The following is a 21,361-nucleotide window of genomic DNA, read 5'->3' as shown; positions in this document are numbered from 1 at the left end:
TTAGTTGATGCAACATGCTAAAAAAAATTGTCTTAGCCAGCGGCAACGCCGGCAAACTACGAGAGTTCTCGCAGCTTTTCAGTACTTGGGATATTCAGGTTCTGCCCCAATCGGAGTTTGGTGTGGAAGACGCCGAGGAGACTGGGCTGAGCTTTATCGAAAATGCTTTGATCAAGGCCCGTCATGCTAGCCGCATCAGCGGTTTGCCCGCGCTGGCTGACGATTCCGGCTTAGCGGTAGATGCCTTGGGCGGCGCTCCTGGGATTTACTCTGCGCGCTATTCCGGTGAAGGGGCGAATGATGAACGCAATAACAGTAAGTTGCTTGATGCTTTGCGGGGGATTGAAGCATCGGCTCGCAGTGCGAGTTTTCATTGTGCCCTGGCTTTCGTACGTAGCTCTGACGATCCGGTGCCATTAGTGTGTAGCGCCCAGTGGCGTGGGCGCATACTGGAGACGCCCATGGGAGAGCAGGGCTTTGGTTACGATCCGCTTTTCTATGTAGCTTCAGAGGGCATGACTTCCGCTCAGTTACCGCGAGAGGTAAAAAATCGATTGAGCCATCGCGCTCGGGCTGTAGGGCTGTTTGAGGCTATGTGGCGTGAGCAGATGACGGGTGCCGATCTTGAATGATAACAGTGGGTTATTGCAGCTGCCGCCTCTCAGCCTGTATGTGCATATTCCCTGGTGTATACGCAAATGCCCCTATTGTGACTTCAATTCCCACCAGGCTGCGAGGGATCACACAGATACTGCCTATGCCCTTCCGCAAGAGGAGTATGTGGCTCAGCTGCGGCGAGATTTGTTAAGTCAACTGCCTTGGGTTCAGGGGCGTAAGCTGCAATCGATTTTTTTTGGCGGCGGCACGCCAAGCTTATTTTCCGCAAATGCTATCGGGGAAATTGTGGCTATGGCTGCAGAGCTGGTGGGCTTTGCCGAAGGCATAGAGATTACCCTGGAAGCCAATCCCGGTACTTTTGAGCAGGCAAAATTCAACGGCTACCGTAGGGCAGGCATCAATCGCTTGTCGATCGGGGTGCAGAGCTTCAATAGCACACAGTTGCATAACCTGGGCCGCATCCACAGTGGTGATGAGGCTGCCGGCGCCCTGTCTATGGCGCGCAGGGCCGGTTTTGACAATATCAACCTGGACCTGATGCACGGCCTGCCAGGGCAGACGGAAGATGAGGCACTGGAGGATTTGCGCCGTGCTGTGTCCCTGGGACCGGAACATATTTCCTGGTACCAGCTTACGATTGAGCCGAACACCGCCTTCTACAGTGCTCCACCGTCCACACCTGGTTCACAGCTGATTGCCAGCATACAGAGTAGCGGGCGCGAGTTTCTCGCTGCAGAAGGTTACCTTCGCTATGAGATATCTGCTTATAGTGGGCGCGGTTTGGAATCTCGCCACAACATCAATTACTGGTCGTTTGGGGATTATCTAGGTATAGGTGCAGGTGCTCACGGCAAGGTCACCCTGCCTCATGAAGGTCGAATCCTGCGTAGTCGGCGCACACGTACGCCGCGGGATTACATGAATTTTGCAGCTTCGGGGAGCGAGTTGTTGCACAGGGAGCTGGCAGCGCCCCATGCCGATGCAATAGAAAAGGCCGATTTGCCTCTGGAGTTCCTGATGAACACCCTGCGCCTAGCCGGCGGGGTGCCGAAAGGCACTTTTGCGTACTATACCGGCCTGGCCCTGGAGACTTTACAGCGACAATGGCCGACCTTGCTGGCGATGGATCTGGTTCAGCCGCTGGAGCAACGTATTGCCGCCAGTGCTTTTGGCTTCGACTATCTTGATGAGATTCTGCAGCGCTTTCTGGAACAGCCGTGAGCCCAGGGGACTTGAAAAGTGCACCTGCGCCCCAATCTACGCGTTCAATGGCGCATTTTGGCTGTACTCTCATAGCCCCCATCGTGAGATGATGCGTCCGCGGTGGCACCGCATTGTGTAACTAAAGAACAGGAAAGCAATATGAGCGAGCACGCAATCATCAATGTAACTGACGCCGAGTTCGAAGCTGAGGTTCTCAAAGCCGAAGGTCCGGTGCTGGTGGACTTTTGGGCTCAATGGTGCGGTCCGTGCAAAATGATCGCTCCGGTTCTGGATGATCTGGCGGGTCACTACGGCGAAAAGCTGAAGATTGTCAAAGTTGATGTGGATGCAAACAAGGAAACCCCGGCTAAATACAATGTGCGCGGTATTCCTACCCTGCTGTTGTTCAAAGGTGGTAACGTGGAAGGTACCAAGGTTGGTGCTCTGTCTCGCGCCCAGCTGACTGAGTTTATCGATAGCCAGCTGTAATCCTGCCGCTCCATCCTGTGAAGAGGGTAAATTTCTTTGCAGGATGGGAAACACCCGTTATACTGGCTGTAATTCTGTAATAGTTCAGTCAGCTGTGAATCCAGTGACGACCAGCTGAAGATAACGCCCCTCCACAGGGTCCCTGACCATTCCCGGCGTGTATATTCCTCGAATTGAGCTTAATTGGTAGTGCTCTGCCTTTTGATTATGTAGAGCCAAAGCTTGATAGGTATTACGCTTTTGATAGGTACGGGTGCCTAAGTGTACTGGGCAAATAAACGAGCAAATCTCTGATTTTCAAACCCCTCCCCAAAATAATTTCCGGCGTGTCCGCGCCAAATGACAACAGAAACCTTAATAAGCAATTGGTATGAATCTCTCCGAATTAAAAACCAAACCCATTGAAGAGTTGATTGAAATAGCCAAAGGTATGGGCCTGGAAAACCTGGCTCGGTCGCGCAAACAAGATATTATTTTCAATATTCTTAAGCGCCACGCCAAAAGCGGTGAAGATATTTACGGCGATGGTGTATTGGAAATCCTTCAGGACGGTTTTGGATTTTTGCGTTCTGCTGATTCCTCTTATCTTGCGGGACCGGATGATATATACGTTTCCCCTAGCCAGATTCGCCGTTTTAATTTGCGTACGGGTGACTCAATTTCCGGAAAGATTCGCCCACCAAAAGAGGGTGAGAGATATTTCGCTCTTTTAAAGGTTAACGAAATTAATTTCGACAAACCCGAAAACGCCCGTAATAAAATTCTTTTCGAAAACCTTACTCCCCTTTTCCCTAACGAACGTCTCGGTCTGGAATGCGGTAATGGCTCTTCCGAAGACCTTATTGGCCGAATTATTGATTTAGTGGCCCCGATTGGTAAAGGGCAGCGTGGGTTGATCGTGGCTCCCCCAAAAGCCGGTAAAACCATCATGCTGCAAAATATGGCGCAAGCCATAACTCGCAATAACCCCGAATGTCACCTGATCGTGCTGTTGATTGATGAGCGCCCGGAAGAGGTGACTGAGATGCAGCGTTCTGTTCGCGGCGAAGTGGTTGCATCTACTTTTGATGAGCCGCCTGCTCGTCACGTCCAGGTTGCTGAAATGGTGATTGAAAAAGCCAAGCGCCTGGTGGAGCACAAGAAAGATGTGGTTATTTTGCTGGATTCTATTACTCGTCTGGCACGTGCGTATAACACCACCGTACCCAGTTCTGGCAAGGTACTGACCGGTGGTGTGGATGCCCATGCCCTGGAGAGGCCCAAGCGTTTCTTTGGTGCTGCACGGAATATTGAAGAAGGCGGAAGTCTGTCTATTATTGCTACTGCACTAATTGATACTGGCTCGAAGATGGACGAAGTGATTTTCGAGGAGTTTAAAGGTACTGGTAACATGGAATTGCAGCTTGATCGTAAGATCGCTGAAAAGCGTGTATACCCGGCCATTAATGTACGGCGTTCCGGTACCCGCCGCGAAGAGTTGCTAATGCCAGAGGGCGAATTACAGCGGGTATGGATTTTGCGTAAACTGTTACACGATATGGAAGATGTAGCAGCAACGGAATTCCTAGTGGATAAGTTGAAAGATTTCAAGACAAATGACGAATTCTTCCTGTCCATGAAACGGAAATAATTTTTGTATATAAAAGGCGCCGATTCAGGCGCCTTTTATATTCTGGATTGAATAAGGCGATTATTTGCGCTGATTAATGTTGAAAAGGCGAGCTATTAGGCATATAAAGTTCCACATCGTGGCGCTGGGTATGAATTTTATTAAGCGGCGCCCGACCGAATTGGCTCAGGAGATACTCCGTCAAAGGGCCAATCTCAAATGAATAATCTGGTGGAGCTGGTTATTCATTTGTGACTGCACGACAGCCCACACATCTAGTGAGAACCTTTTGTGAATATCTATATTGGAAATCTGGCCTACGCGGTAACCTCTGACGACCTGCACGAAGCTTTCGGCGCATTCGGAGAGATCTCTCGGGCTACTGTAATCACCGACCGTGAGACTGGCCGCTCTAAAGGCTTCGGTTTCGTAGAAATGCCTAACGACGATGAAGCGCGTAAAGCAATCGAAGAGATGAACGACCAGCCACTGTCCGGCCGTAACATCCGTGTTAACGAAGCTAAGCCCCGCGAAGATCGTCCGCGCCGCCCCCGCTTCTAAGCTTGCGACAAGCTTAAGATTTTTTCGGCCCGCAGCTTAGCGCTTGCGGGTCGACTCTCCCCCCTTATTTTAAGCACCCTGACCAGGGCGCCATTCCCCATTTTGTCTTTTCTGTTTTACACTGCGCGTTAGTTTATTTTCATCGTCCGGTAATCCATGAAATACAAAGACCTGCGCGACTTTATCAAGCTGTTGGAAAAGCGGGGCCTATTGAGGCGGATTCAGCACCCTGTAGATCCGATTCTCGAGATGACGGAAATTGCAGACCGCGTGTTGCGCAGTGGCGGTCCGGCCCTACTTTTTGAAAATCCAGTAGGCTTTGAAGCCCCTGTACTCGCAAACTTGTTTGGTACTACCGAGCGGGTAGCTCTGGGAATGGGGCGTGAGAATATCGGTGAATTGCGTGAGGTCGGTGAACTGCTGGCCTTTCTTAAAGAGCCACAGCCTCCGGAAAATTTGCGGGATGCCTGGGAAAAACTGCCAGTTTTCAAGCAGGTTCTGAATATGGGGCCAAAAGTGGTCAAGGGAGCAGTCTGCCAGCAGGTTGTGCTGGATAAAGAGCAGGTGGACCTCAACAAGCTGCCTGTTCAAACTTGCTGGCCAGGAGATGCAGCGCCCCTGGTGACCTGGCCCTTGGTGATAACTCGTGGACCAGAGAAGAAGCGCCAAAATTTAGGTATTTACCGAATGCAGCTGATTGGTAAAAACCGCTTGATTATGCGCTGGCTCAGTCATCGTGGCGGTGCACTTGATTTTCGCGACTGGTGTAAAAAACATCCCGGCCAACCGTATCCCGTTGCTGTAGCACTGGGCGCAGATCCCGCCACCATTCTGGGGGCTGTTACTCCAGTACCGGATACACTGTCTGAATATGCATTTGCCGGCCTGTTGCGTGGTGATAAAACTGAAGTAACCAATGCACTGCTCAGTGATTTACAAGTTCCTGCCAGTGCAGAGTATGTGTTGGAGGGATTCATTTATCCCGATGATATGGCCGATGAAGGGCCATATGGAGACCATACCGGCTATTACAATGAGATAGATAGCTTTCCTGTCTTCACTGTTGAGAAAATTACTCATCGCAAGGACCCAATCTATCACAGCACTTATACCGGACGGCCACCGGATGAGCCCGCGATCTTGGGTGAGGCTCTCAATGAAGTGTTCGTGCCGATTTTACAGAAGCAGTTCCCGGAAATTGTCGATTTCTATTTACCTCCTGAAGGTTGTTCTTATCGGCTCGCCGTGGTGACCATGAAGAAACAGTACCCCGGCCATGCAAAAAGGGTGATGATGGGGGTCTGGTCTTTCCTGCGCCAATTTATGTACACCAAGTTTGTTATCGTCACAGATGATGATGTAAATGCGCGAGATTGGAATGATGTTATTTGGGCTATGACAACCCGCATGGATCCAGCTCGGGATACCGTAATGGTAGAAAATACTCCGATTGATTATCTGGATTTTGCTTCTCCAGTATCGGGTTTGGGCTCCAAAGTTGGTTTTGATGCCACTAATAAGTGGCAGGGTGAAACTGATAGAGAATGGGGCAATCCTATTGAAAGAGACCCGATGGTAGTTAAAAAAGTCGACGAGATTTGGTCCAAGTTGGGTCTTGGATAATTTCGTTAGCGATAATTTTAATTTTCTATCCCCTTCGTGCTGGAGCAACACTGGGGTGTTCTGCCTACGGCTGCTTACTGGTTCGCTTGCCTAGCAGCTGTAGTTTGTTGTATCTCTGATTTATTTATATCAATTTGTTTACATCTATAAGTAGTGCGTGTGACCTCTTATGGTGGAGTCTTTGCAAATTCTTAAAAGTGTGGATGAGAAATTTTTAAGAAAATAACTTACTCAATTAGTACTGTCATTTTTTTATTTTAATATTTGTGATGGCATTACCAGGTGAATAAGAAAAGGCATAGGTGTTAATAATATTAGGAAATTTATACCCGAGATAAGACAGAAAAGTTTTTTCTGAATCCATGTGTAACGGAATGTTTCGCTTCCGATTGTCAGAAGTTATTTCTGACTCAGAGCGTTTCTTTTGGCAGGATCGCAATGGTTTCACAGGATAAATTAGGCCAGCCCTGAACTTGTTTGCGTCAATGTATTTTGATATTGAACGTAAAGATGGATTTATCTTGGTTGTGAATCGGGGCGTTGATACTAAATCAGCTTATGCGATGAAAAAGACTACTGGCCGGTTAAGAAGCTTAGTAATATATTTGTCGTTTGAATATTTTGAGGCGGGACTATGATTGATAGGTTAAATAATTTACTAAAATAGAGCGGATTTAAACTGTAAGCTGGCAGAGGTGATTAGTAAAGTGCAAATAAATATAAAGATCATATTTTAAAAGCAAGTGGTGGAAATTTATTTTCTGGTTTTTAGATCAATGATTAGGTATATCGAATATGTTGAGAAAAAATTACGTTTTTTTAAAAGCATGCTTATTAGCCTTGTCTTTAACAGTTGTAGCTGTAAATGCAGCCGAATCTGATTCTAACGTAAAATGGGCATTTGGTCGTATAAAATCTCTTGAGGGGGATTGGAAAAAAGAAGGGTCTGATCGGGAGAAGTTCTATATTAATTTTTCTCAAATGGCTGGTGGTGCTGTACTAATTGAGAATTGGATCTATGATGGACAATCCCGCTCACTTACCATATGAATAATGGAACTCTTCTTGCTGCATATTACTGTCCCCAGGGGAATCAACCACATTTACGGCTAGAAGGCCATGTAAGTGATGAGCAGTTAGCTTTCACATTTATGGATGTTACAAGCTTAAAAAATTCTTTAGTAAATCATCAGCACGATTTGGCTTTTAAATGACTGGAAAACGACAAACTGCTACGCAGAGAAAGCTATATTGAGGCAGGCAGTCTTGTTCCGCCTGAGATGATGTTAGTTCGTAGATAAGCTGTCATTGCTCCCTAAGCAAAATTACTGACACTTATTTCATTGAATAAAGAGGGGCTGTGATTTTTCCTGCCATCTTTTTTTATGCGTTTGCTTAAACGAAATTCCAATAAAGTAGTATGATACTCGAGATATAGAACTTTAGTGCCATAAGTTCAAAAAAGTGCCGTCGATGTAGCCTGCCTTGGTTGCAAGGCTATATTTTATCCATTGGCGACGACCTGATAAGTTAAGCATCACTTGGTGAGAAATATCGATTGTGGGGATTTTTTAAATAAATACAAAATGAAGGAGTGGTAAAAAATGGAATTGATTATTTTTGTAATCATAATGGTGGCAGTTCTTGTTTTGCCATTAAAGTTGGCCGCTGCTATGTTAGGTGCAAGAAATACAGGGGTTTTTTATTGTCTTTTTGCTCTGTTATTAGCATTAATTATTCAGAGGATTGTTGGTGGGATGTTGCCTGGAGTTAGTGACAGTGCAGGTGTCCTACTAACGATTCCATTAGCGGCAATTGCCTATATGCTGGTTTTAGGCACTGGTTTCTTAAAAGCAATTCTTATTGCTTTACTGCAGGGGGTAATCACTTTCTTTGCCATGTTGCTATTTGCGGGAATGTTTGCAAATATCTAGTTACTTTATTTGGATTTCAGTTGTACTTTAACAAGTCTGTTTTCTGCAAGCAGGGAGCCTACCCTAAGGACCCTGCTTAAGTTATTATCCAGTCAAAATTCAATACAAACAAATCTCATCCCAAGGTTTATTTTCTTCTTCTCCGAGCCTGAGGGGAGATAACAATTCTTCTTACCCTTAATCTGCAATTTTATATATAGAGAATCACTGTTTATTTTCCAGCGTGCTTATTTGGTTTCCCTCTTGCTGAGTGAAGGTTTTCTTTTTGTAAAAAGTGGCTCAGTGCATCGAAGTATGCGGGAAAAGCTTCATATTGGGGGATATGTCCGACGTTGGTAAGTTCCACTAGTTTCGCATTAGGGATTGCTTCGGCGGCTTGCCGGCCCAGCTGATCATAACGTCCAAGGGAACTCTGAAGTGCCGCAGGTGCGCGATTGCGGCCGATGGCAGTGCGATCTCGGGTACCGATAATGAGTAAGGTTGGCACTTTCAGATCGGAAAATTCATAAAGTACAGGCTGGGTAAAAACCATTTCGGAAGTAAGTGCGTCTATCATGCCCATATGGGCGGCATCGGGTCCTAGGGTCCAACCGGCCTGGATACCGAGAAGGTGTGTATACCGGGCTTGCCACTCCCCTGCAAAGTAGGCGTTGGACATATAGCGTTGGATACTTTCCGGTGTTTGTGCTTGTTCCCTGGCGATAGCTTTTTGCAATGGTTCATAGGGTACAACGCGCTTCCAGTCCTCAAGGCCGATAGGGTTTATCAGAGCGAGCTTCTGGGCTACCTGTGGATACATCAGTGCAAAGCGCACTGCTAACATGCCCCCCATAGAGTGGCCAACCACCGCAACCTCGGTTATCCGGAGGTGATCCAGCAGTGCTTTGGTATCAGCGGACATACTGTGCAAGGTGTACTGGCGTAGGGGTTTACTGGATTTCCCAAAGCCAATCTGGTCTGGTGCAACTACTCGGTAACCCAGCCGGCTAAGCGCATCAATGGTGTCTTCCCAGTAAGCACCAGAAAAATTTTTGCCATGTAAAAGTAGGACAGTACCTCTCTGGGCTCTTTTTCCGTAGTCTGGTACATCCATGTAGGCGAGGGATATAGGCTGATTTTGCCACGTTTGCTGGAATACCTTTACCGGATAGGGGTATTTGTAATCGCTCAGGAGTGCATCCTGTGGTTTGATCTGATTATTTACCGGTGCCTGAGCATAGGCATGCAGTAGAGTGTTAAATATCAAAATGCTGATAAAAATGTAAAAACTGGGGGGTTTCATTGGCCTTCCTATCCTATTTGCCTGAATAGTGACAGAGAATGCACACTATAGAGAGATTCGGCCGCGCTAGAAAAAGGGCCCGAGGAATTGTGGGCCCGCGGGGAAAAGCGTCAGGCATGCACGCCGAGTAGGGGTTTGTCCTGGCTGGGCATAGGCAGTTGTGGTAAATCTTTAACCGCTTGCATTAGCCCTTCCTGGAAAAGCCGTGCGGCTTTGTCTTTTTCTCCCAGCGCTTCGAACAGGCGGGCAAGTTCAGCGGAAGTTACTGGGTCTTGACGTAACAACAGGCTCTTTTCTAAATACTGTTGGGCTTTCCCCCACAACTCATTACGCATACACAGGCGGCCGAGGCAAGTGAGGAGGTCGGCACTTTCTCCGTATTCCTTAAGCCAGCCCTCGGCGGCAGAAAGCTGTGCAGAAGAATCAGCTCCAGTAAGGCAGCCATATAAATCAGCCAGTTTGGGGTTCCACTCTCTGTTTAGTAGCCAGCGCAGATGTTTCTCCGCTTCGATATCGTCACCGATCTGGTGCAGTAGCCGTGTATATAGATTGCGCAACTCCATATTACGCTGCCAGCGCCCGTTCAGACTGTGCCAGACACCCTGCAATGTTTCACTGTCATTGCGGTTTGCAGCCTCATTCAACTGGTGCTGGTAAACTTCCAATTCTAGCTTCTGCAATTCTTCATCATGCATGTTGGCGTGTTTTTCCAACTCTGGCAGAAGCTCACGCAGGCTGCTCCAGTCGCCCAGAGAGTAATAAGCCTGTTTTAGCAGTTGCAGTAAGGCGGGATGTTTGGGCTCTAGTTGTTTGGCTCTTTTAAGGCTGGCGATACACTGCTCATAATGTTTGTCCTGGAGCTGCATACGTGCCTGACTGAGAGCCACGGCAAGGCGGGTATCCTCTCCGCAAGCTTCTGCTTTTGCCAGAAGCTCATTGGCCTCCTCGCGAAAGCCCAGTTCAAAGGCGCTACGCGCCGCTGCCAGATAATTGATCAATGGTGCTTCAGAGCGTGGCGCACTTTTCAAAAGCTGCCGCCGTGCGCGGGACCAGTTGCCCTCCATAAATTCCACCAAACCGCTGGTGAGCCTCCGACGGGCGATACGTTGGCGGCCAAAACGAAGACGGTCGACACTTCCTCTAATCGCCCGAAACAGACTGCGCGCGAGCCAGACCAGTATAAAGAAAGCGAATAACAGGGAGACCAATGCGACTATGGCGAACCAGAGATTCATCTCATAACCTTTGTTCAATGCGCCACCAAAACCGATGATCAGATATCCCGGATAATTTTGATTGATTTGTGGCAGTAGGGCGCCGAGTAGTAGCAGCGCTATAGCGATAAAAAGGACCTTTCTCACTGAGCTGTCTCCTCCAGTGCGGGACCACCTTGGCCAGAGGTTTTATGCAGGCGCTCGATATAGTTGTACAGGGCTAACTGTGAGGCGTTTAGATCAGGCATTTGCGCCAGGATAGGTTGTCTGCTTAGCTCAGCCAGCTGTTCGGCCAGCGCATTGCGCTGAGCGTTGGCAGTGCCATAAGTCAATAGCAGCTCGCGGGCACTGTCCAGGGCATCCTTGTATACCCTAGAGTCGCCGCGCAGCAGAGCGAGCTGCGCCTGCTCCATATTTAAACGCAGGGTCTGGCGAAAGCGTGTTTCACTCTGCGGAGAGAGCATGACAGGGTTGATATCACCATCAATGGGGCGAACTGAATCACGGAGGAAGGAGGTAAATCGTTGCCAACTGCGCTCCCAGGGAGCCTGATCGACTTGTGCAGGCTCCGCCTTAGGCTCTTCTTCCTGGGCCTGGGTCATGGTGAATTCCGGTTGAATATTGGCGCGGATCAACTGCTCCTCTAGGGCACGTAGGCGCACGTAAATCCCCTCCCGGTCTACATTCTCGACCAGTCTCAGTGCGGTGATATCTTTCGCCAATTGTTGGCGTACGCCATATAAATCAGGCAGGTTAACTTGGCGGAGTATTTTGTCGACTTTCTCCACCAGGCCCAGGGCAGCGCGGCTGTTATCTTCCAGCATAAGGCGCTGATTGGCCATGCGCAGTAAGTAATCGGCCTCAGCAAGCTGCCAGTCCTGGCGGCTCACATTACCCAGCTCACTCAAGCGATTGCCCTGCGCAGTGATACTGCGCTGCATGCTGGCCAGTTGCTGTTTCAGTTCCGAGATAGTATTTGCTTGTGCTTGAATCTGATTGCGTAGGCTGGCATCGGCCTGCTGCAGCTGGATGAGCTGCTGATTAGGATATGGAGTGGTCGGTTGGCGGGGTGTTTGAGCGGGCTGTGAAAAGCCTGATTCAGAATGTGCCTGGCTCGACAGCCCATCAGTGGTTGGTGCTTTCTCAGTAGGCTCTTCTGCCCGTTGTTCTGTATTAGCCTGCCGCGTTTGGGATGTATCTGTAACCTGGCGTGACTCATTACCAGTTGATGGTGAGAAACCCAGGTAAACACTAATACGACTGCCTAGTTGAGGCCAGCTGAACCAGACGAAAGCGATGAGAGCTACTACCAGCAGGAAAAATACTAACCACCACCAGTTACCACCACTGTCTTTGGCAGTACTTCCAGCGGGCCTCCCTTGTGTCGCTTTGGCGAAGTTACTTGTGCTTTCCGCCTTGCCCTTATCCGCGGAAGTGGGCGCTACTTTTTTTGCGGAGTTGTTGTCCTGGGGTTTTTCGTTGGTCATGGGCATGGAGCGAAGCTGAAAATTGTCGTCGAATTATAGCGAGTGGCACCGGCCTTTATAGTCGGGGTGGCGCTGTTTTGGGAACTTTTACCAAATAGGGCGGAGAATCCGATGGAAACTCAGTTCAGTGCACGGTGCAGAGCTTCCAGCATAGCTTTGTCGCTGGCATTGATAGCAGTGTGGACCACGGAAAAGCCGATCCCCTTTGCCTGCCCGGCAACCCGGGCGCTTGGGCAGATAAGCGCTACTTGGCGCAATTGCTCCATTGAAGTTTGTTCGATGCAAAAGGATAGATTTGTGAGTGTTTCACCACTATGCACAGTAATGGCGTCTGCATCAACGCCATACTTTCTCAGTTGCTCCTGAGAGTTACTGGGTAGGGTGCGATTGTATAGCTCGCAATAATCCACCCGAGCACCACGAGCGCCCAAGGTGTCACCAATCAAAGTGCGCCCGCCACTGCCACGGAAAATAAGAATACGCTGCCCGCTAATCTCCTGCAGCGATGGCAGGCCAAGCAAATCCTCAGAATTCATATGAGCGCCGCTTTGCTCACAGGGAATGCCTCGAGCATCCAAGGCTTTTGCTGTGGCGGCGCCGATTGCATAGTAGCGCGGTCCTTGTGGTAATTGTGGCCAGTAGTCTTCCAGCCAATTCACTCCATAGTGCACGGCGTTCTGTGAGACAAAAATTGCCACTTCCACTTGATCAAAATCGAGGATACGTTTTTTGATTGCCTGTCGGGCATCGTCGCTCTCGAGGGGCTCAATACCCAGCATGGGAATGTTTTCCACCTGAGCGCCCCCTGCCTGTAGCAGAGCGCACCAGCTCCCCGACTGGTGAGCTGGGCGGGTGGTTAATATACGCTTGCCACGCAGGTGATTGGGCATTTTAAGAGTGCTCAGAGAGCGTCGAGAATTTTGTCGGCGCCACTGGCTAGTAGTTGCTCCGCCAGCTGGGTGCCAAGGGTCTCTCCGTCGGAGGCAGCACCGCGGCACTCGGCGCGAATCATGGTTGTACCGTCGGGGCTCCCTACCAAGCCTCGCAGCCATAGGCTGTCTTCATTCAATTTGGCGTAGCAGCCAATAGGTACCTGGCAGCCGCCGTTCAAACGCTTGACCAGGGCGCGTTCGGCGCGGAGGCGAGAGGCAGTTTCTACACAATGCAGGGGTTGTAGAAGTGCTTCCAGCTCAGCATCGCAGCGGGCTTCGATGCCTACGGCGCCCTGGCCACCGGCGGGCAGCAGTAGATCCGTTGGGAGGAAGCTGCGGATGCGCTCTGGCATTTCCAGGCGTAGCAGGCCGGCAGCAGCCAGGATAATCGCGTCGTATTCCCCGGCATCGAGCTTGGCTAAACGAGTATTTACGTTGCCGCGCAGAAACTTGACCTGTAAATCAGGGCGTTGTGCTAGAAGTTGGCACTGGCGACGCAAGCTTGAAGTGCCGACCACTGCGCCCTGGGGCAACTCTTCAAAACTGCCGTAGAGATTGCTGACAAATGCATCGCGGGGATCTTCGCGTTCACAAATGATAGGCAGGTGTAAGCCTTGTGGAAACTCCATAGGTACATCTTTCATGGAGTGTACGGCGATATCTGCGCGCCCCTCCAGCATTGCCACCTCCAGCTCTTTCACGAAGAGCCCCTTACCACCAACTTTGGTGAGGGGGATATCCAAAACCTGGTCGCCACGACTGGTCATAGGCAGTAATTCAATCAGAAGCTCGGGATATGCCTGCTGCAGACGGCCCTTCACGTAATTGGCTTGCCAAAGGGCCAGGGCGCTCTCGCGAGTGGCGATACGGATGCGGGAAATGGACATACTGCTCGATCAATTGGTTGAGTGGGAGGGCAATTCTATCAGACAGGTGCCTACCATGTTTCCAATGGCGGGATTCGGAGCGGGTAATTATCGGTCACGGGCTCGTAGCCAATCTTCAAGAATAATGCGTGCGGCAATGGAGTCCACCGGGTTGTCGGCGTAACTGCCGCGGTGACCTCGCTCAGCGGCCTCTTCCTTGGCGGCACGGGTACTGAGACGTTCGTCAATCATTTCCACTGGTAACCCGGTGCGCCCGTGCAGGCGCTGGCCAAACTTGCGCGCGCGCGCGCCGAATTCACTCTCAGTGCCGTCCATATTCAGAGGAAGGCCGACCAATAGGTAGTGCGGTTGCCACTCGTCAATTAAACGCTGAACTTTTTCCCAGTCCGGCTTGCCGTCCTTCGCTGGCAGTGGGGGCAGCTCCTTGGCACTGGCAGTCAGACTCTGGCCAAAAGCGAGGCCAATAGAGCGGGTGCCAAAATCGAAGGCGAGGGCGGTAACTGGTTTATTCATATGCCGGGCAGTTTTCATTGTAAACATGTGGGCGGGCAGTTTACTGCAAGAGGAGTGATCAGGCGTGTCCAGCCTGTGATCCGAGGCCGGAGAGGTCAATACCGTGACGCGCCGCAGCGCTCTGCCAGCGTTTTTCCACCGGGGTGGCAAATAGGATTTCGGGTTCCGCTGGCAGGGTCAGCCAAGCGTTCTCTACCAACTCCTGTTCCAACTGTCCCGGGCCCCAGCCGGCGTAGCCGAGGGCCAGTAGCACATCGTCCGGGCCGCGTCCGGCAGCGAGAGATTCAAGAATGTCCTTGGAGGCGGTGAGACTGATATCCATATTGATTTCGGTGGTCGAGTCAAATTTGATCCCGGCGCCGTGCAGTACAAAGCCCTGCTCCGGTGACATTGGTCCCCCCAGGAGTACGGCTTCTTCGCCCCGCAGGCTGGTGTCGTCTAGGGACAACTGTTCAAACACCTCTCTCCAGTGAACCTTGCTGGGGGCATTGATCACTATACCCATGGCGCCCTCTTCATTGTGCTCGACAATAAGCGCCACAGTTTGCTTGAAGCGCGGATCCTCCATGCCGGGCATGGCCAGCAGGAACTGGCCGCGCAAGCTGCCGTGGGTTAGGTCACTGTCGATATTGGAGTTGGGCATAGCTTGATTCTAGGTTGCCTGAGTGAAACGCAAGTTTAGCCGCGCTCGGGCAGCTCACCTGCACTGGTGGAGAAGCCGGTCATCTCAAAGCGCCAAGTGCGGATGATTTCCAGGCGATCGGCGTCCTTGCGAATTTCAGCAGGAAAAGGTGCAAAGGGCGCCGCCAGGCGAACAATTTGCTGGGCGGCATCATCGAGAATTCGCTCCCCGGAGGATTCAAGGATGACTACCTCCTCTACCGCGCCCGTGGGCAGTAGGCGTACCATCATACGCAGGCTGCCAGTAATTTGTTGCTGCAGGGCCTCTTCGGGGAAGTTGTCACTGCCGATGGCCTCTACTTTCTGGCGCCAGTCGTGTAGATATGTGGCGTCTGCAGATGCTTTGGTTGCGACTGAAGTTAGGCGGCGCACCCGTGGGCGCTGGGCGATTGTCTGGCGGATTTTATCCAGGCGGGCTTGCAGGCTGGCGATCTCGGGATTGGTGCGGGTCAAATCACTAGGAGCATCGCCACGCTTTTCTTCAGAAAATTTGTCTTCGGCAGGGAGTTCCGGAGCCTGCTGCGGGCTATTGCCAATAGTGGTGATCAGTTGTCGGCGCTGATCAGCTGGGCGAGCGGCCTGTTGCTGCGGCAAAGGGTTTACATCGTGAATTTGTGTGTCGTCAAACTCCGCGCGGCGATTGCTAGATAACTCCTTGGGGGTGTCAGCAGTGCCACTGGCTAGTTGGTTATATTGTGCCAGATAGTCAGCGTCTTCTGGTGCTTGTGCAGAATTATGTTGGGCCAGTGTGACTTCCAGAGTAGGCGCCGCTCGGCGCCCTTCAGGATCGGTAAAGGCAACGCCAAAAATCAAAAGCGCATGAATGGCGCCGGCGAGAAATAGCGAGAACACAAAACGCTCGCGTTGGGCTGCGTTAAGTGGCGTCGTGTTGGCGGTGGAATTCATTGTTTGTTATCGATTACTGCTTTTGTTGCCGAGCTTTTGCTCGGCTTTCCGCCCGGTCCGTTCACTGGCAAACAGCCTGGGTTAATTTAAAATTAAGCGCCCAGTTTACCCTTTTTGTGCCAATCGGTGTGTGATGGCGCTCATTAGTCGTGCACCGATATCGGTATTGTAAGCCGCATCAATCTCACGCACGCATGTTGGACTGGTGACATTGATCTCGGTGAGGTAATTGCCGATCACATCCAGGCCGACAAAAAGCAGCCCTTTCTTTTTCAGAGAGGGAGCAACCTGCTCCACAATCCAATGGTCACGATCAGTAAGTGGGCGCGCTTCACCACGCCCACCAGCGGCCAGATTGCCGCGTGTTTCACCCGCCTCGGGAATTCGCGCAAGGCAGAAGGGAATCGCTTCACCATCGACAACAAGAATCCGTTTATCACCATCCTTGATTTCGGGAATATAGCGTTGCGCCATGATCTGCTGGCGCCCATGTTTGGTGAGCATTTCCAACATTGCACCAAGGTTGGCACCATCAGGCTTACAGTGAAAAATACCGGCGCCACCCATGCCATCCAGTGGTTTGAAGATTACATCTTGGTGGGCCTTGTGGAATTCACGCAGCCTACGCATATCCCTACTTACCAGAACAGGTGGGCAGCACTGCGGGAAAGTGGTAGCGAAAATTTTCTCGTTACAGTCGCGCAAGGACTGGGGGTTGTTTACTACCAGCGCACCTTCGCGTTGTGCGGCCTCGAGAATATAAGTGGAATAAATGTACTCATTGTCAAAAGGGGGATCGACACGCATCAAAATAGTATCTAGTTCGCCCAGCGGCATTTCCTGGGGCTCCTGCAGGGAAAACCAGCACTTGGAATCGTCAAATACTTTGAGGGCCCGTGCCCTGCCAATTGCCCGGCCGTTGTCCAGATACAAGTCTGTTTGCTCGAAATAAAATAACTGAAAACCGCTGTCTTGTGCGGCCTGTAACAGTGCGAGTGTCGTATCTTTTTTAAAATTGATTTGGGCGATGGGGTCCATCACCACACCGAGGGAGTAATTCATATGGGCTTCCATATTTGATGGGATATTTCATCCCGCGCCGCGGTGGTTGTGGCTTTAGTAGTATGGCCACTCCCGATTTTTAAGATGGATAAGGTAAGAGCAGCTTCGTCAAGGTGCAACTTTTTAACACCTCCGACCGGGAGGGCGTGCAAAGTGGTGATAATTTGAGCTGCATCGCTAGGGGTATGTCGACTCTGCTAGATTCACCTGGGGTTCTGTGATAAAAGTTCCATCCAGTGTGCGATCTTGGCTAAGCGAGACACCCAGGCCCCATAGGCGGTCCAAATAAGGGTGCAGGTAAAAAATTTTCGCGTGCCCGAAAATAAGTAAACAGGGGATTCAAAAAAGACTATGGAGCTTAACTGGGAAAGTCTGACTGTAATGGTGATTGACGACAGTAAGACAATTCGCCGCACTGCTGAGACGTTGTTGCAAAAGGCGGGTTGTACTGTAGTCACAGCAACCGACGGTTTTGATGCGCTGGCAAAAATCGCGGACTCCCGTCCGGATGTTATTTTTGTCGATATTATGATGCCGCGCCTTGATGGCTATCAAACCTGCGCACTGATCAAAAATAACAGTGAGTTCCGCTCTACCCCTGTTGTAATGCTGTCGAGTAAGGATGGTTTGTTCGATAAGGCAAAAGGGCGCGTAGTTGGTTGCGATCAATATCTAACCAAGCCGTTTAGCAAGAGTGAACTTTTGGGCGCTATTTCCGCCCATGCTAAGCCGCACCACGCGGCTTGAAAGCGCACATAAAAAGAATAAGGCCCTGTGGAGGCCACAAGCCTGCCGCAGGGCAGGATTTATATTGAGGGAAGCGCGATTTTTTCATCTATCAGGATGAAAAAATCCTGTAGTCAGGCAGTAAATTAGTAGTAAGTGCAGACTTGGCACACGCTAACAAAGATAATGACAATAATACCGCCAAGCGCTGTCGTTGTTGCACAGTTGCCGATTAGAAGATGTCATGGGGGAAATGATGGCAAGAGTATTAATAGTTGATGACTCTCCTACCGAAACACACAAACTCACCACGATTCTGGAAAAGAACGGCCACGCAGTAATTACTGCACCTAATGGTGAAAATGGTGTGGATGTGGCGCGTACGCAGCGCCCGGATTTAATTCTGATGGATATTGTGATGCCGGGTCTAAACGGCTTCCAAGCCACTCGCCAGTTGAGCAAGGACGGTAGCACAGCTGGAATTCCAATCATTATCGTTACCACCAAGGATCAGGACACGGATCGTGTCTGGGGGATGCGTCAGGGTGCGAAGGCCTACCTGACCAAGCCTGTGGATGAAGGCAAATTGTTGAGTGCCATTGAGGAGGTGTTGGCCTGACGGTCAGCTGCTCAAAGTGCAGTCACAAACACCTTATTTAGCTCTTGTTGATATCGCACGGCGCGCAAAGGCGCAGGCCACAGGCCTGCCTGGGCGCCGGGAAATCAAACCCTATTGGACCGGAATCGGTTTTTCTCTTCTAGACCATAACTTTGTCGCCTCTATGGATGACGTTGTGGAATTGCTCGAAGTGCCACCGTACACCTTTATTCCTGGAGTGGAACCCTGGGTAAAAGGTGTTTCCAATGTACGTGGCCGCCTGTTACCCCTGATTGATCTCGCTGCCTTTTATGGTGGCAACCTCACCGGGCCACGTCAGCAGCGTCGTGTTTTGGTGTTGGAGCGAGATAAAACCTATGTGGGACTGATTGTCGACAGGTTGCACGGAATGCAGCACCTGGCATTTGAATATGCCCGGGAAGCTCCAACAGATTTGATTGAGCCATTTGCGCCGATGGTGCATGGCCAGTTTATTTTGCAGAAGGACCGATGGCTGGTGTTCGACATGCGGGCTTTGATTAGTGATTCCCGCTTTATGGATGCCGCTGTCCATTAAAAATCCAATCTGATTATTTCCAGCATTTCGTATCGAGATGCTGGGGATGACCCGCAAGCGGTGCAGGGATGTCCGCACTGGCTGAGGGCCATTGTCGTTAAAGCGTTAAAAGTAAAAAGTGGTATTTAACCGGCCTCATGCTAGGGCCCGCTAGGAGTAAACTATGAAAACAGGCTCCCAGAGTTCCTTTTCCGCGTTGCGCAGTAACCCTGCCGCGCTGGGTTTGGGTCTGCTGGTACTCGCCGTACTGGCGGGACTGATTGTCAGTATCTATTTGGTGCAGACCCGCAGTGATCGCGATAAAGAATACCTGCAACAAGTCGCGGAACTGCGTGCACTTTCCTATCAGGTGGTTTCCTACGCACCTGCGGCTACTTCCGGTGATGATGCTGCATTTGCGGAATTGGAAAAGGTCTCTGGACAGATGGCCAGTGCCTGGAACCAGTTACAGGGTATGGATAAAGGGAGCCGAAAAGCTCTCGATGCTGAACTGGCTACCTATGGTACCGTTTGGCGCAAACTGCGCGAGCAGGTAGATACCATTATCGGTAACAAGGAAACCATTATCTTCCTAAACGATGTGGCTACCACGCTTAGTGCCTCGCTGCCTGAACTGCAGGCAGAGCACAACAATATTGTGGAGATACTGCTCGCCAACAACGCCCCGGCGAATCAGGTGGAACAGGCACAGTTGCAGGTATGGCGTGCGGAGCGTATCGGTCGGAATATCGACAAAATGCTGCAGGGCGGTGACGATGCGGAGTCGGCCGCTGATCAGTTCAATACTGATGCCAGCCTGTTCGGTAAAGTGGTGGATGGCATGAAGAGCGGTGATGTGGTGATGGGCATCTCCCGCGTTACCGATGAAGAAGCACGCCGCTCTCTGGATGAAATTACTGAGCTGTTTGAATTCGTAAGTTCCTCTGTACGCGAGATATTTGAGGCGACTCCAGCCCTGTTTGCAACACGCCAGGCCTCTGACGGCATTATCGCTTCTTCGCCGCAGCTGCTCGAAGCCCTGAGTACCCTGAATGACCGCATCGTAAACCTGGCGGACGAACGCCAGCCAAACAATATGACCATCACCATTCTGGCAGCGGCATTCGTGCTTCTGATCTTTGCGATGATGGGAATGGCGTTCTCCGGTACCCGCCGAAGCCTGATACAGGAATCCGATACCAACGAACGTAACCAGCAGGCCATTATGCAGCTGCTGGATGAGCTGGCAGACCTCGCCGATGGTGACCTGACTACCTCCGCGACAGTAACAGAAGCTTTCACCGGTGCGATTGCCGACTCCATCAACTTTACAATCGACCAGCTGCGCGTTCTGGTATCCCGAATCAACGGAGCTGCACAGGAAGTATCCGGTCTGTCCCAGGAAACCCAGCAGACCGCGCTGCATCTAGCCGAAGCCTCTGAACACCAGGCACAGGAAATTGCCGGAGCCTCTGCGGCGGTGAATGAAATGGCGGTGACCATTGACCAGGTATCTGCAAACGCCTCTGAATCTGCCCAGGTAGCCGAGCGCTCGGTACATATCGCGAGTAACGGTGCCAAGGTGGTACAGAACACCATTAAAGGCATGGATAACATCCGCGAGCAGATTCAGGACACCTCCAAGCGAATCAAGCGTCTGGGTGAATCATCCCAGGAGATTGGCGATATCGTAAGCCTGATTAACGACATTGCTGACCAGACTAACATCCTGGCCTTGAATGCAGCCATCCAGGCGAGTATGGCTGGTGATGCTGGTCGGGGCTTCGCGGTGGTTGCGGACGAGGTTCAGCGACTCGCGGAACGTTCCGCCGCCGCTACCAAGCAGATTGAAGGCCTGGTTAAAGCCATTCAGTCTGATACCAACGAAGCGGTAATTTCCATGGAACAGACCACCACTGAGGTGGTACGTGGAGCCCGCTTGGCTCAGGATGCCGGTGTTGCCCTGGAAGAGATCGAAAGCGTATCCAGTAACTTGGCATCCTTGATCCAGAACATCTCCAACGCTGCCCGCCAGCAGGCCTCTTCTGCAGGTCATATTTCCAACACGATGAACGTGATTCAGGAAATTACTTCGCAGACTTCTGCTGGTACCCAGGCTACTGCCCAGTCCATTGGTAACCTGGCACAAACCGCCAGTGCCTTGCGTGAATCTGTTGCCGGCTTCAAGCTGCCACAAGACGAGAGCATTGAGACGAACAGTGAACTGTACGATGTGGAACTGCCGGAGATGGACGCTGAGACTTTCACTATCGATAGCGAGGAATCCGATTCCTTGTCCCGTGAAGATCGGGCTCTGGCCTAACCCACTTATAAAACCCGGTAGCCAATTGGAGACCGGGCACATAGGGGCGCACGGAGTACCCTCCAGATAATCGCGGATTCAGGTTCGCATCGGGGTATAGCGCCTGTGTAGAGAATGAATTATTGGGGGCTCGGCGTGAGTCACGACAATCCGAACT

Annotated in this window: 21 protein-coding genes; 12 read left to right on the top strand and 9 right to left on the bottom strand. The window is 50.9% G+C overall.

The features are described 5' to 3' along the window. Positions 1-14: 14 nt before the first annotated feature. The 8 genes from rdgB (at position 15) to ABWV76_RS08485 (ending at position 8,037) form a co-directional block, all read left to right on the top strand. Complete coding sequence (gene rdgB / locus ABWV76_RS08520; protein ID WP_353375749.1) at positions 15-632, top strand: RdgB/HAM1 family non-canonical purine NTP pyrophosphatase; 618 nt, start codon at positions 15-17, stop codon at positions 630-632. Continuing rightward, the gene (gene hemW / locus ABWV76_RS08515; protein ID WP_020413668.1) at positions 616-1,839 is read left to right on the top strand and encodes a radical SAM family heme chaperone HemW; all 1,224 of its coding nucleotides are present in this window, start codon (positions 616-618) and stop codon (positions 1,837-1,839) included. Before rdgB ends, hemW begins: the two co-directional genes overlap by 17 nt. A gap of 141 nt (positions 1,840-1,980) precedes the next feature. Beyond that, positions 1,981-2,310: a thioredoxin TrxA gene (gene trxA / locus ABWV76_RS08510; RefSeq protein WP_020413667.1), complete on the top strand. Its 330-nt coding sequence runs from the start codon at positions 1,981-1,983 to the stop codon at positions 2,308-2,310. A 370-nt stretch (positions 2,311-2,680) separates the two neighbouring features. Further along, positions 2,681-3,940: a transcription termination factor Rho gene (rho, locus tag ABWV76_RS08505; RefSeq protein WP_020413666.1), complete on the top strand. Its 1,260-nt coding sequence runs from the start codon at positions 2,681-2,683 to the stop codon at positions 3,938-3,940. A gap of 270 nt (positions 3,941-4,210) precedes the next feature. After that, positions 4,211-4,480 (top strand): RNA-binding regulator, encoded by a 270-nt coding sequence (gene rbp, locus ABWV76_RS08500; RefSeq protein ID WP_020413665.1) that lies wholly within the window; start codon positions 4,211-4,213, stop codon positions 4,478-4,480. 156 nt (positions 4,481-4,636) lie between these two features. Next, positions 4,637-6,103, top strand: coding sequence for a 4-hydroxy-3-polyprenylbenzoate decarboxylase (gene ubiD / locus ABWV76_RS08495; RefSeq protein ID WP_282951899.1), 1,467 nt, complete (start codon positions 4,637-4,639; stop codon positions 6,101-6,103). Positions 6,104-6,898: 795 nt separating this feature from the next. Next, on the top strand, positions 6,899-7,153 hold the full coding sequence (locus tag ABWV76_RS08490; protein ID WP_353375748.1) for a hypothetical protein: 255 nt from the start codon (positions 6,899-6,901) through the stop codon (positions 7,151-7,153). Positions 7,154-7,707: 554 nt separating this feature from the next. Then, positions 7,708-8,037, top strand: a complete 330-nt coding sequence (locus ABWV76_RS08485; RefSeq protein ID WP_020413661.1) for a hypothetical protein — start codon at positions 7,708-7,710, stop codon at positions 8,035-8,037. Positions 8,038-8,248: 211 nt separating this feature from the next. Here ABWV76_RS08485 and ABWV76_RS08480 read toward each other — a convergent pair whose 3' ends face one another. The 9 genes from ABWV76_RS08480 to gshB all read right to left on the bottom strand — a co-directional run bounded on the left by ABWV76_RS08480 (position 8,249) and on the right by gshB (position 17,001). Beyond that, positions 8,249-9,319, bottom strand: a complete 1,071-nt coding sequence (locus tag ABWV76_RS08480) for an alpha/beta fold hydrolase (RefSeq protein WP_353375747.1) — start codon at positions 9,317-9,319, stop codon at positions 8,249-8,251. Between the two features lie 110 nt (positions 9,320-9,429). After that, a complete protein-coding gene (locus tag ABWV76_RS08475; RefSeq protein ID WP_020413659.1) occupies positions 9,430-10,680 on the bottom strand; it encodes a heme biosynthesis HemY N-terminal domain-containing protein in 1,251 nt (416 codons plus the stop codon). Further along, entirely contained in the window at positions 10,677-12,026 is a 1,350-nt protein-coding gene (locus ABWV76_RS08470) for a uroporphyrinogen-III C-methyltransferase (RefSeq protein WP_353375746.1), read from the bottom strand. Before ABWV76_RS08470 ends, ABWV76_RS08475 begins: the two co-directional genes overlap by 4 nt. 113 nt (positions 12,027-12,139) lie before the next feature. Continuing rightward, a complete protein-coding gene (locus ABWV76_RS08465) occupies positions 12,140-12,910 on the bottom strand; it encodes a uroporphyrinogen-III synthase (RefSeq protein ID WP_353375745.1) in 771 nt (256 codons plus the stop codon). A gap of 11 nt (positions 12,911-12,921) precedes the next feature. After that, on the bottom strand, positions 12,922-13,839 hold the full coding sequence (gene hemC / locus ABWV76_RS08460) for a hydroxymethylbilane synthase (protein WP_353375744.1): 918 nt from the start codon (positions 13,837-13,839) through the stop codon (positions 12,922-12,924). A gap of 87 nt (positions 13,840-13,926) precedes the next feature. After that, positions 13,927-14,352: a Holliday junction resolvase RuvX gene (gene ruvX, locus ABWV76_RS08455; protein WP_026305114.1), complete on the bottom strand. Its 426-nt coding sequence runs from the start codon at positions 14,350-14,352 to the stop codon at positions 13,927-13,929. Between the two features lie 58 nt (positions 14,353-14,410). Further along, a complete protein-coding gene (locus ABWV76_RS08450; RefSeq protein WP_020413654.1) occupies positions 14,411-14,995 on the bottom strand; it encodes a YqgE/AlgH family protein in 585 nt (194 codons plus the stop codon). 35 nt (positions 14,996-15,030) lie between these two features. Beyond that, positions 15,031-15,939, bottom strand: a complete 909-nt coding sequence (locus ABWV76_RS08445) for an energy transducer TonB (RefSeq protein ID WP_020413653.1) — start codon at positions 15,937-15,939, stop codon at positions 15,031-15,033. Positions 15,940-16,044: 105 nt separating this feature from the next. Next, positions 16,045-17,001, bottom strand: coding sequence for a glutathione synthase (gshB, locus tag ABWV76_RS08440; RefSeq protein WP_353375742.1), 957 nt, complete (start codon positions 16,999-17,001; stop codon positions 16,045-16,047). A 351-nt stretch (positions 17,002-17,352) separates the two neighbouring features. On the opposite strand from gshB, the gene pilG reads away from it, so the two are divergent. From pilG to ABWV76_RS08420, 4 genes are all read left to right on the top strand, one after another. Further along, positions 17,353-17,748 (top strand): twitching motility response regulator PilG, encoded by a 396-nt coding sequence (gene pilG / locus ABWV76_RS08435; RefSeq protein WP_020413651.1) that lies wholly within the window; start codon positions 17,353-17,355, stop codon positions 17,746-17,748. 235 nt (positions 17,749-17,983) lie between these two features. After that, a complete protein-coding gene (pilH, locus tag ABWV76_RS08430) occupies positions 17,984-18,346 on the top strand; it encodes a twitching motility response regulator PilH (protein ID WP_026305112.1) in 363 nt (120 codons plus the stop codon). A 16-nt stretch (positions 18,347-18,362) separates the two neighbouring features. Beyond that, positions 18,363-18,902 (top strand): chemotaxis protein CheW, encoded by a 540-nt coding sequence (locus ABWV76_RS08425; protein WP_020413649.1) that lies wholly within the window; start codon positions 18,363-18,365, stop codon positions 18,900-18,902. 163 nt (positions 18,903-19,065) lie between these two features. Next, positions 19,066-21,204 carry a methyl-accepting chemotaxis protein gene (locus tag ABWV76_RS08420; RefSeq protein ID WP_020413648.1) on the top strand — a complete coding sequence of 713 codons (2,139 nt, stop codon included), beginning with the start codon at positions 19,066-19,068 and terminating at the stop codon, positions 21,202-21,204. Positions 21,205-21,361 lie beyond the last annotated feature (157 nt).

Source organism: Microbulbifer sp. NBRC 101763, from assembly GCF_040371615.1.
Taxonomy (GTDB): Bacteria; Pseudomonadota; Gammaproteobacteria; order Pseudomonadales; family Cellvibrionaceae; genus Microbulbifer; species Microbulbifer variabilis.
This window is presented reverse-complemented; position numbering and strand designations above follow the sequence as displayed.

Bases quoted from the DNA above. Each gene is read 5' to 3' on its own strand.
- pilH (WP_026305112.1), top strand. From the start codon at position 17,984: ATGGCAAGAGTATTAATAGTTGATGACTCTCCTACCGAAACACACAAA.
- gshB (WP_353375742.1), bottom strand. From the start codon at position 17,001: ATGAATTACTCCCTCGGTGTGGTGATGGACCCCATCGCCCAAATCAAT.
- ABWV76_RS08445 (WP_020413653.1), bottom strand. From the start codon at position 15,939: ATGAATTCCACCGCCAACACGACGCCACTTAACGCAGCCCAACGCGAG.
- ABWV76_RS08465 (WP_353375745.1), bottom strand. From the start codon at position 12,910: ATGCCCAATCACCTGCGTGGCAAGCGTATATTAACCACCCGCCCAGCT.
- ABWV76_RS08470 (WP_353375746.1), bottom strand. From the start codon at position 12,026: ATGCCCATGACCAACGAAAAACCCCAGGACAACAACTCCGCAAAAAAA.
- rdgB (WP_353375749.1), top strand. From the start codon at position 15: ATGCTAAAAAAAATTGTCTTAGCCAGCGGCAACGCCGGCAAACTACGA.
- ruvX (WP_026305114.1), bottom strand. From the start codon at position 14,352: ATGAATAAACCAGTTACCGCCCTCGCCTTCGATTTTGGCACCCGCTCT.
- trxA (WP_020413667.1), top strand. From the start codon at position 1,981: ATGAGCGAGCACGCAATCATCAATGTAACTGACGCCGAGTTCGAAGCT.
- ubiD (WP_282951899.1), top strand. From the start codon at position 4,637: ATGAAATACAAAGACCTGCGCGACTTTATCAAGCTGTTGGAAAAGCGG.
- ABWV76_RS08480 (WP_353375747.1), bottom strand. From the start codon at position 9,319: ATGAAACCCCCCAGTTTTTACATTTTTATCAGCATTTTGATATTTAAC.
- ABWV76_RS08485 (WP_020413661.1), top strand. From the start codon at position 7,708: ATGGAATTGATTATTTTTGTAATCATAATGGTGGCAGTTCTTGTTTTG.
- ABWV76_RS08420 (WP_020413648.1), top strand. From the start codon at position 19,066: ATGAAAACAGGCTCCCAGAGTTCCTTTTCCGCGTTGCGCAGTAACCCT.
- ABWV76_RS08450 (WP_020413654.1), bottom strand. From the start codon at position 14,995: ATGCCCAACTCCAATATCGACAGTGACCTAACCCACGGCAGCTTGCGC.
- ABWV76_RS08490 (WP_353375748.1), top strand. From the start codon at position 6,899: ATGTTGAGAAAAAATTACGTTTTTTTAAAAGCATGCTTATTAGCCTTG.
- rho (WP_020413666.1), top strand. From the start codon at position 2,681: ATGAATCTCTCCGAATTAAAAACCAAACCCATTGAAGAGTTGATTGAA.
- pilG (WP_020413651.1), top strand. From the start codon at position 17,353: ATGGAGCTTAACTGGGAAAGTCTGACTGTAATGGTGATTGACGACAGT.
- hemC (WP_353375744.1), bottom strand. From the start codon at position 13,839: ATGTCCATTTCCCGCATCCGTATCGCCACTCGCGAGAGCGCCCTGGCC.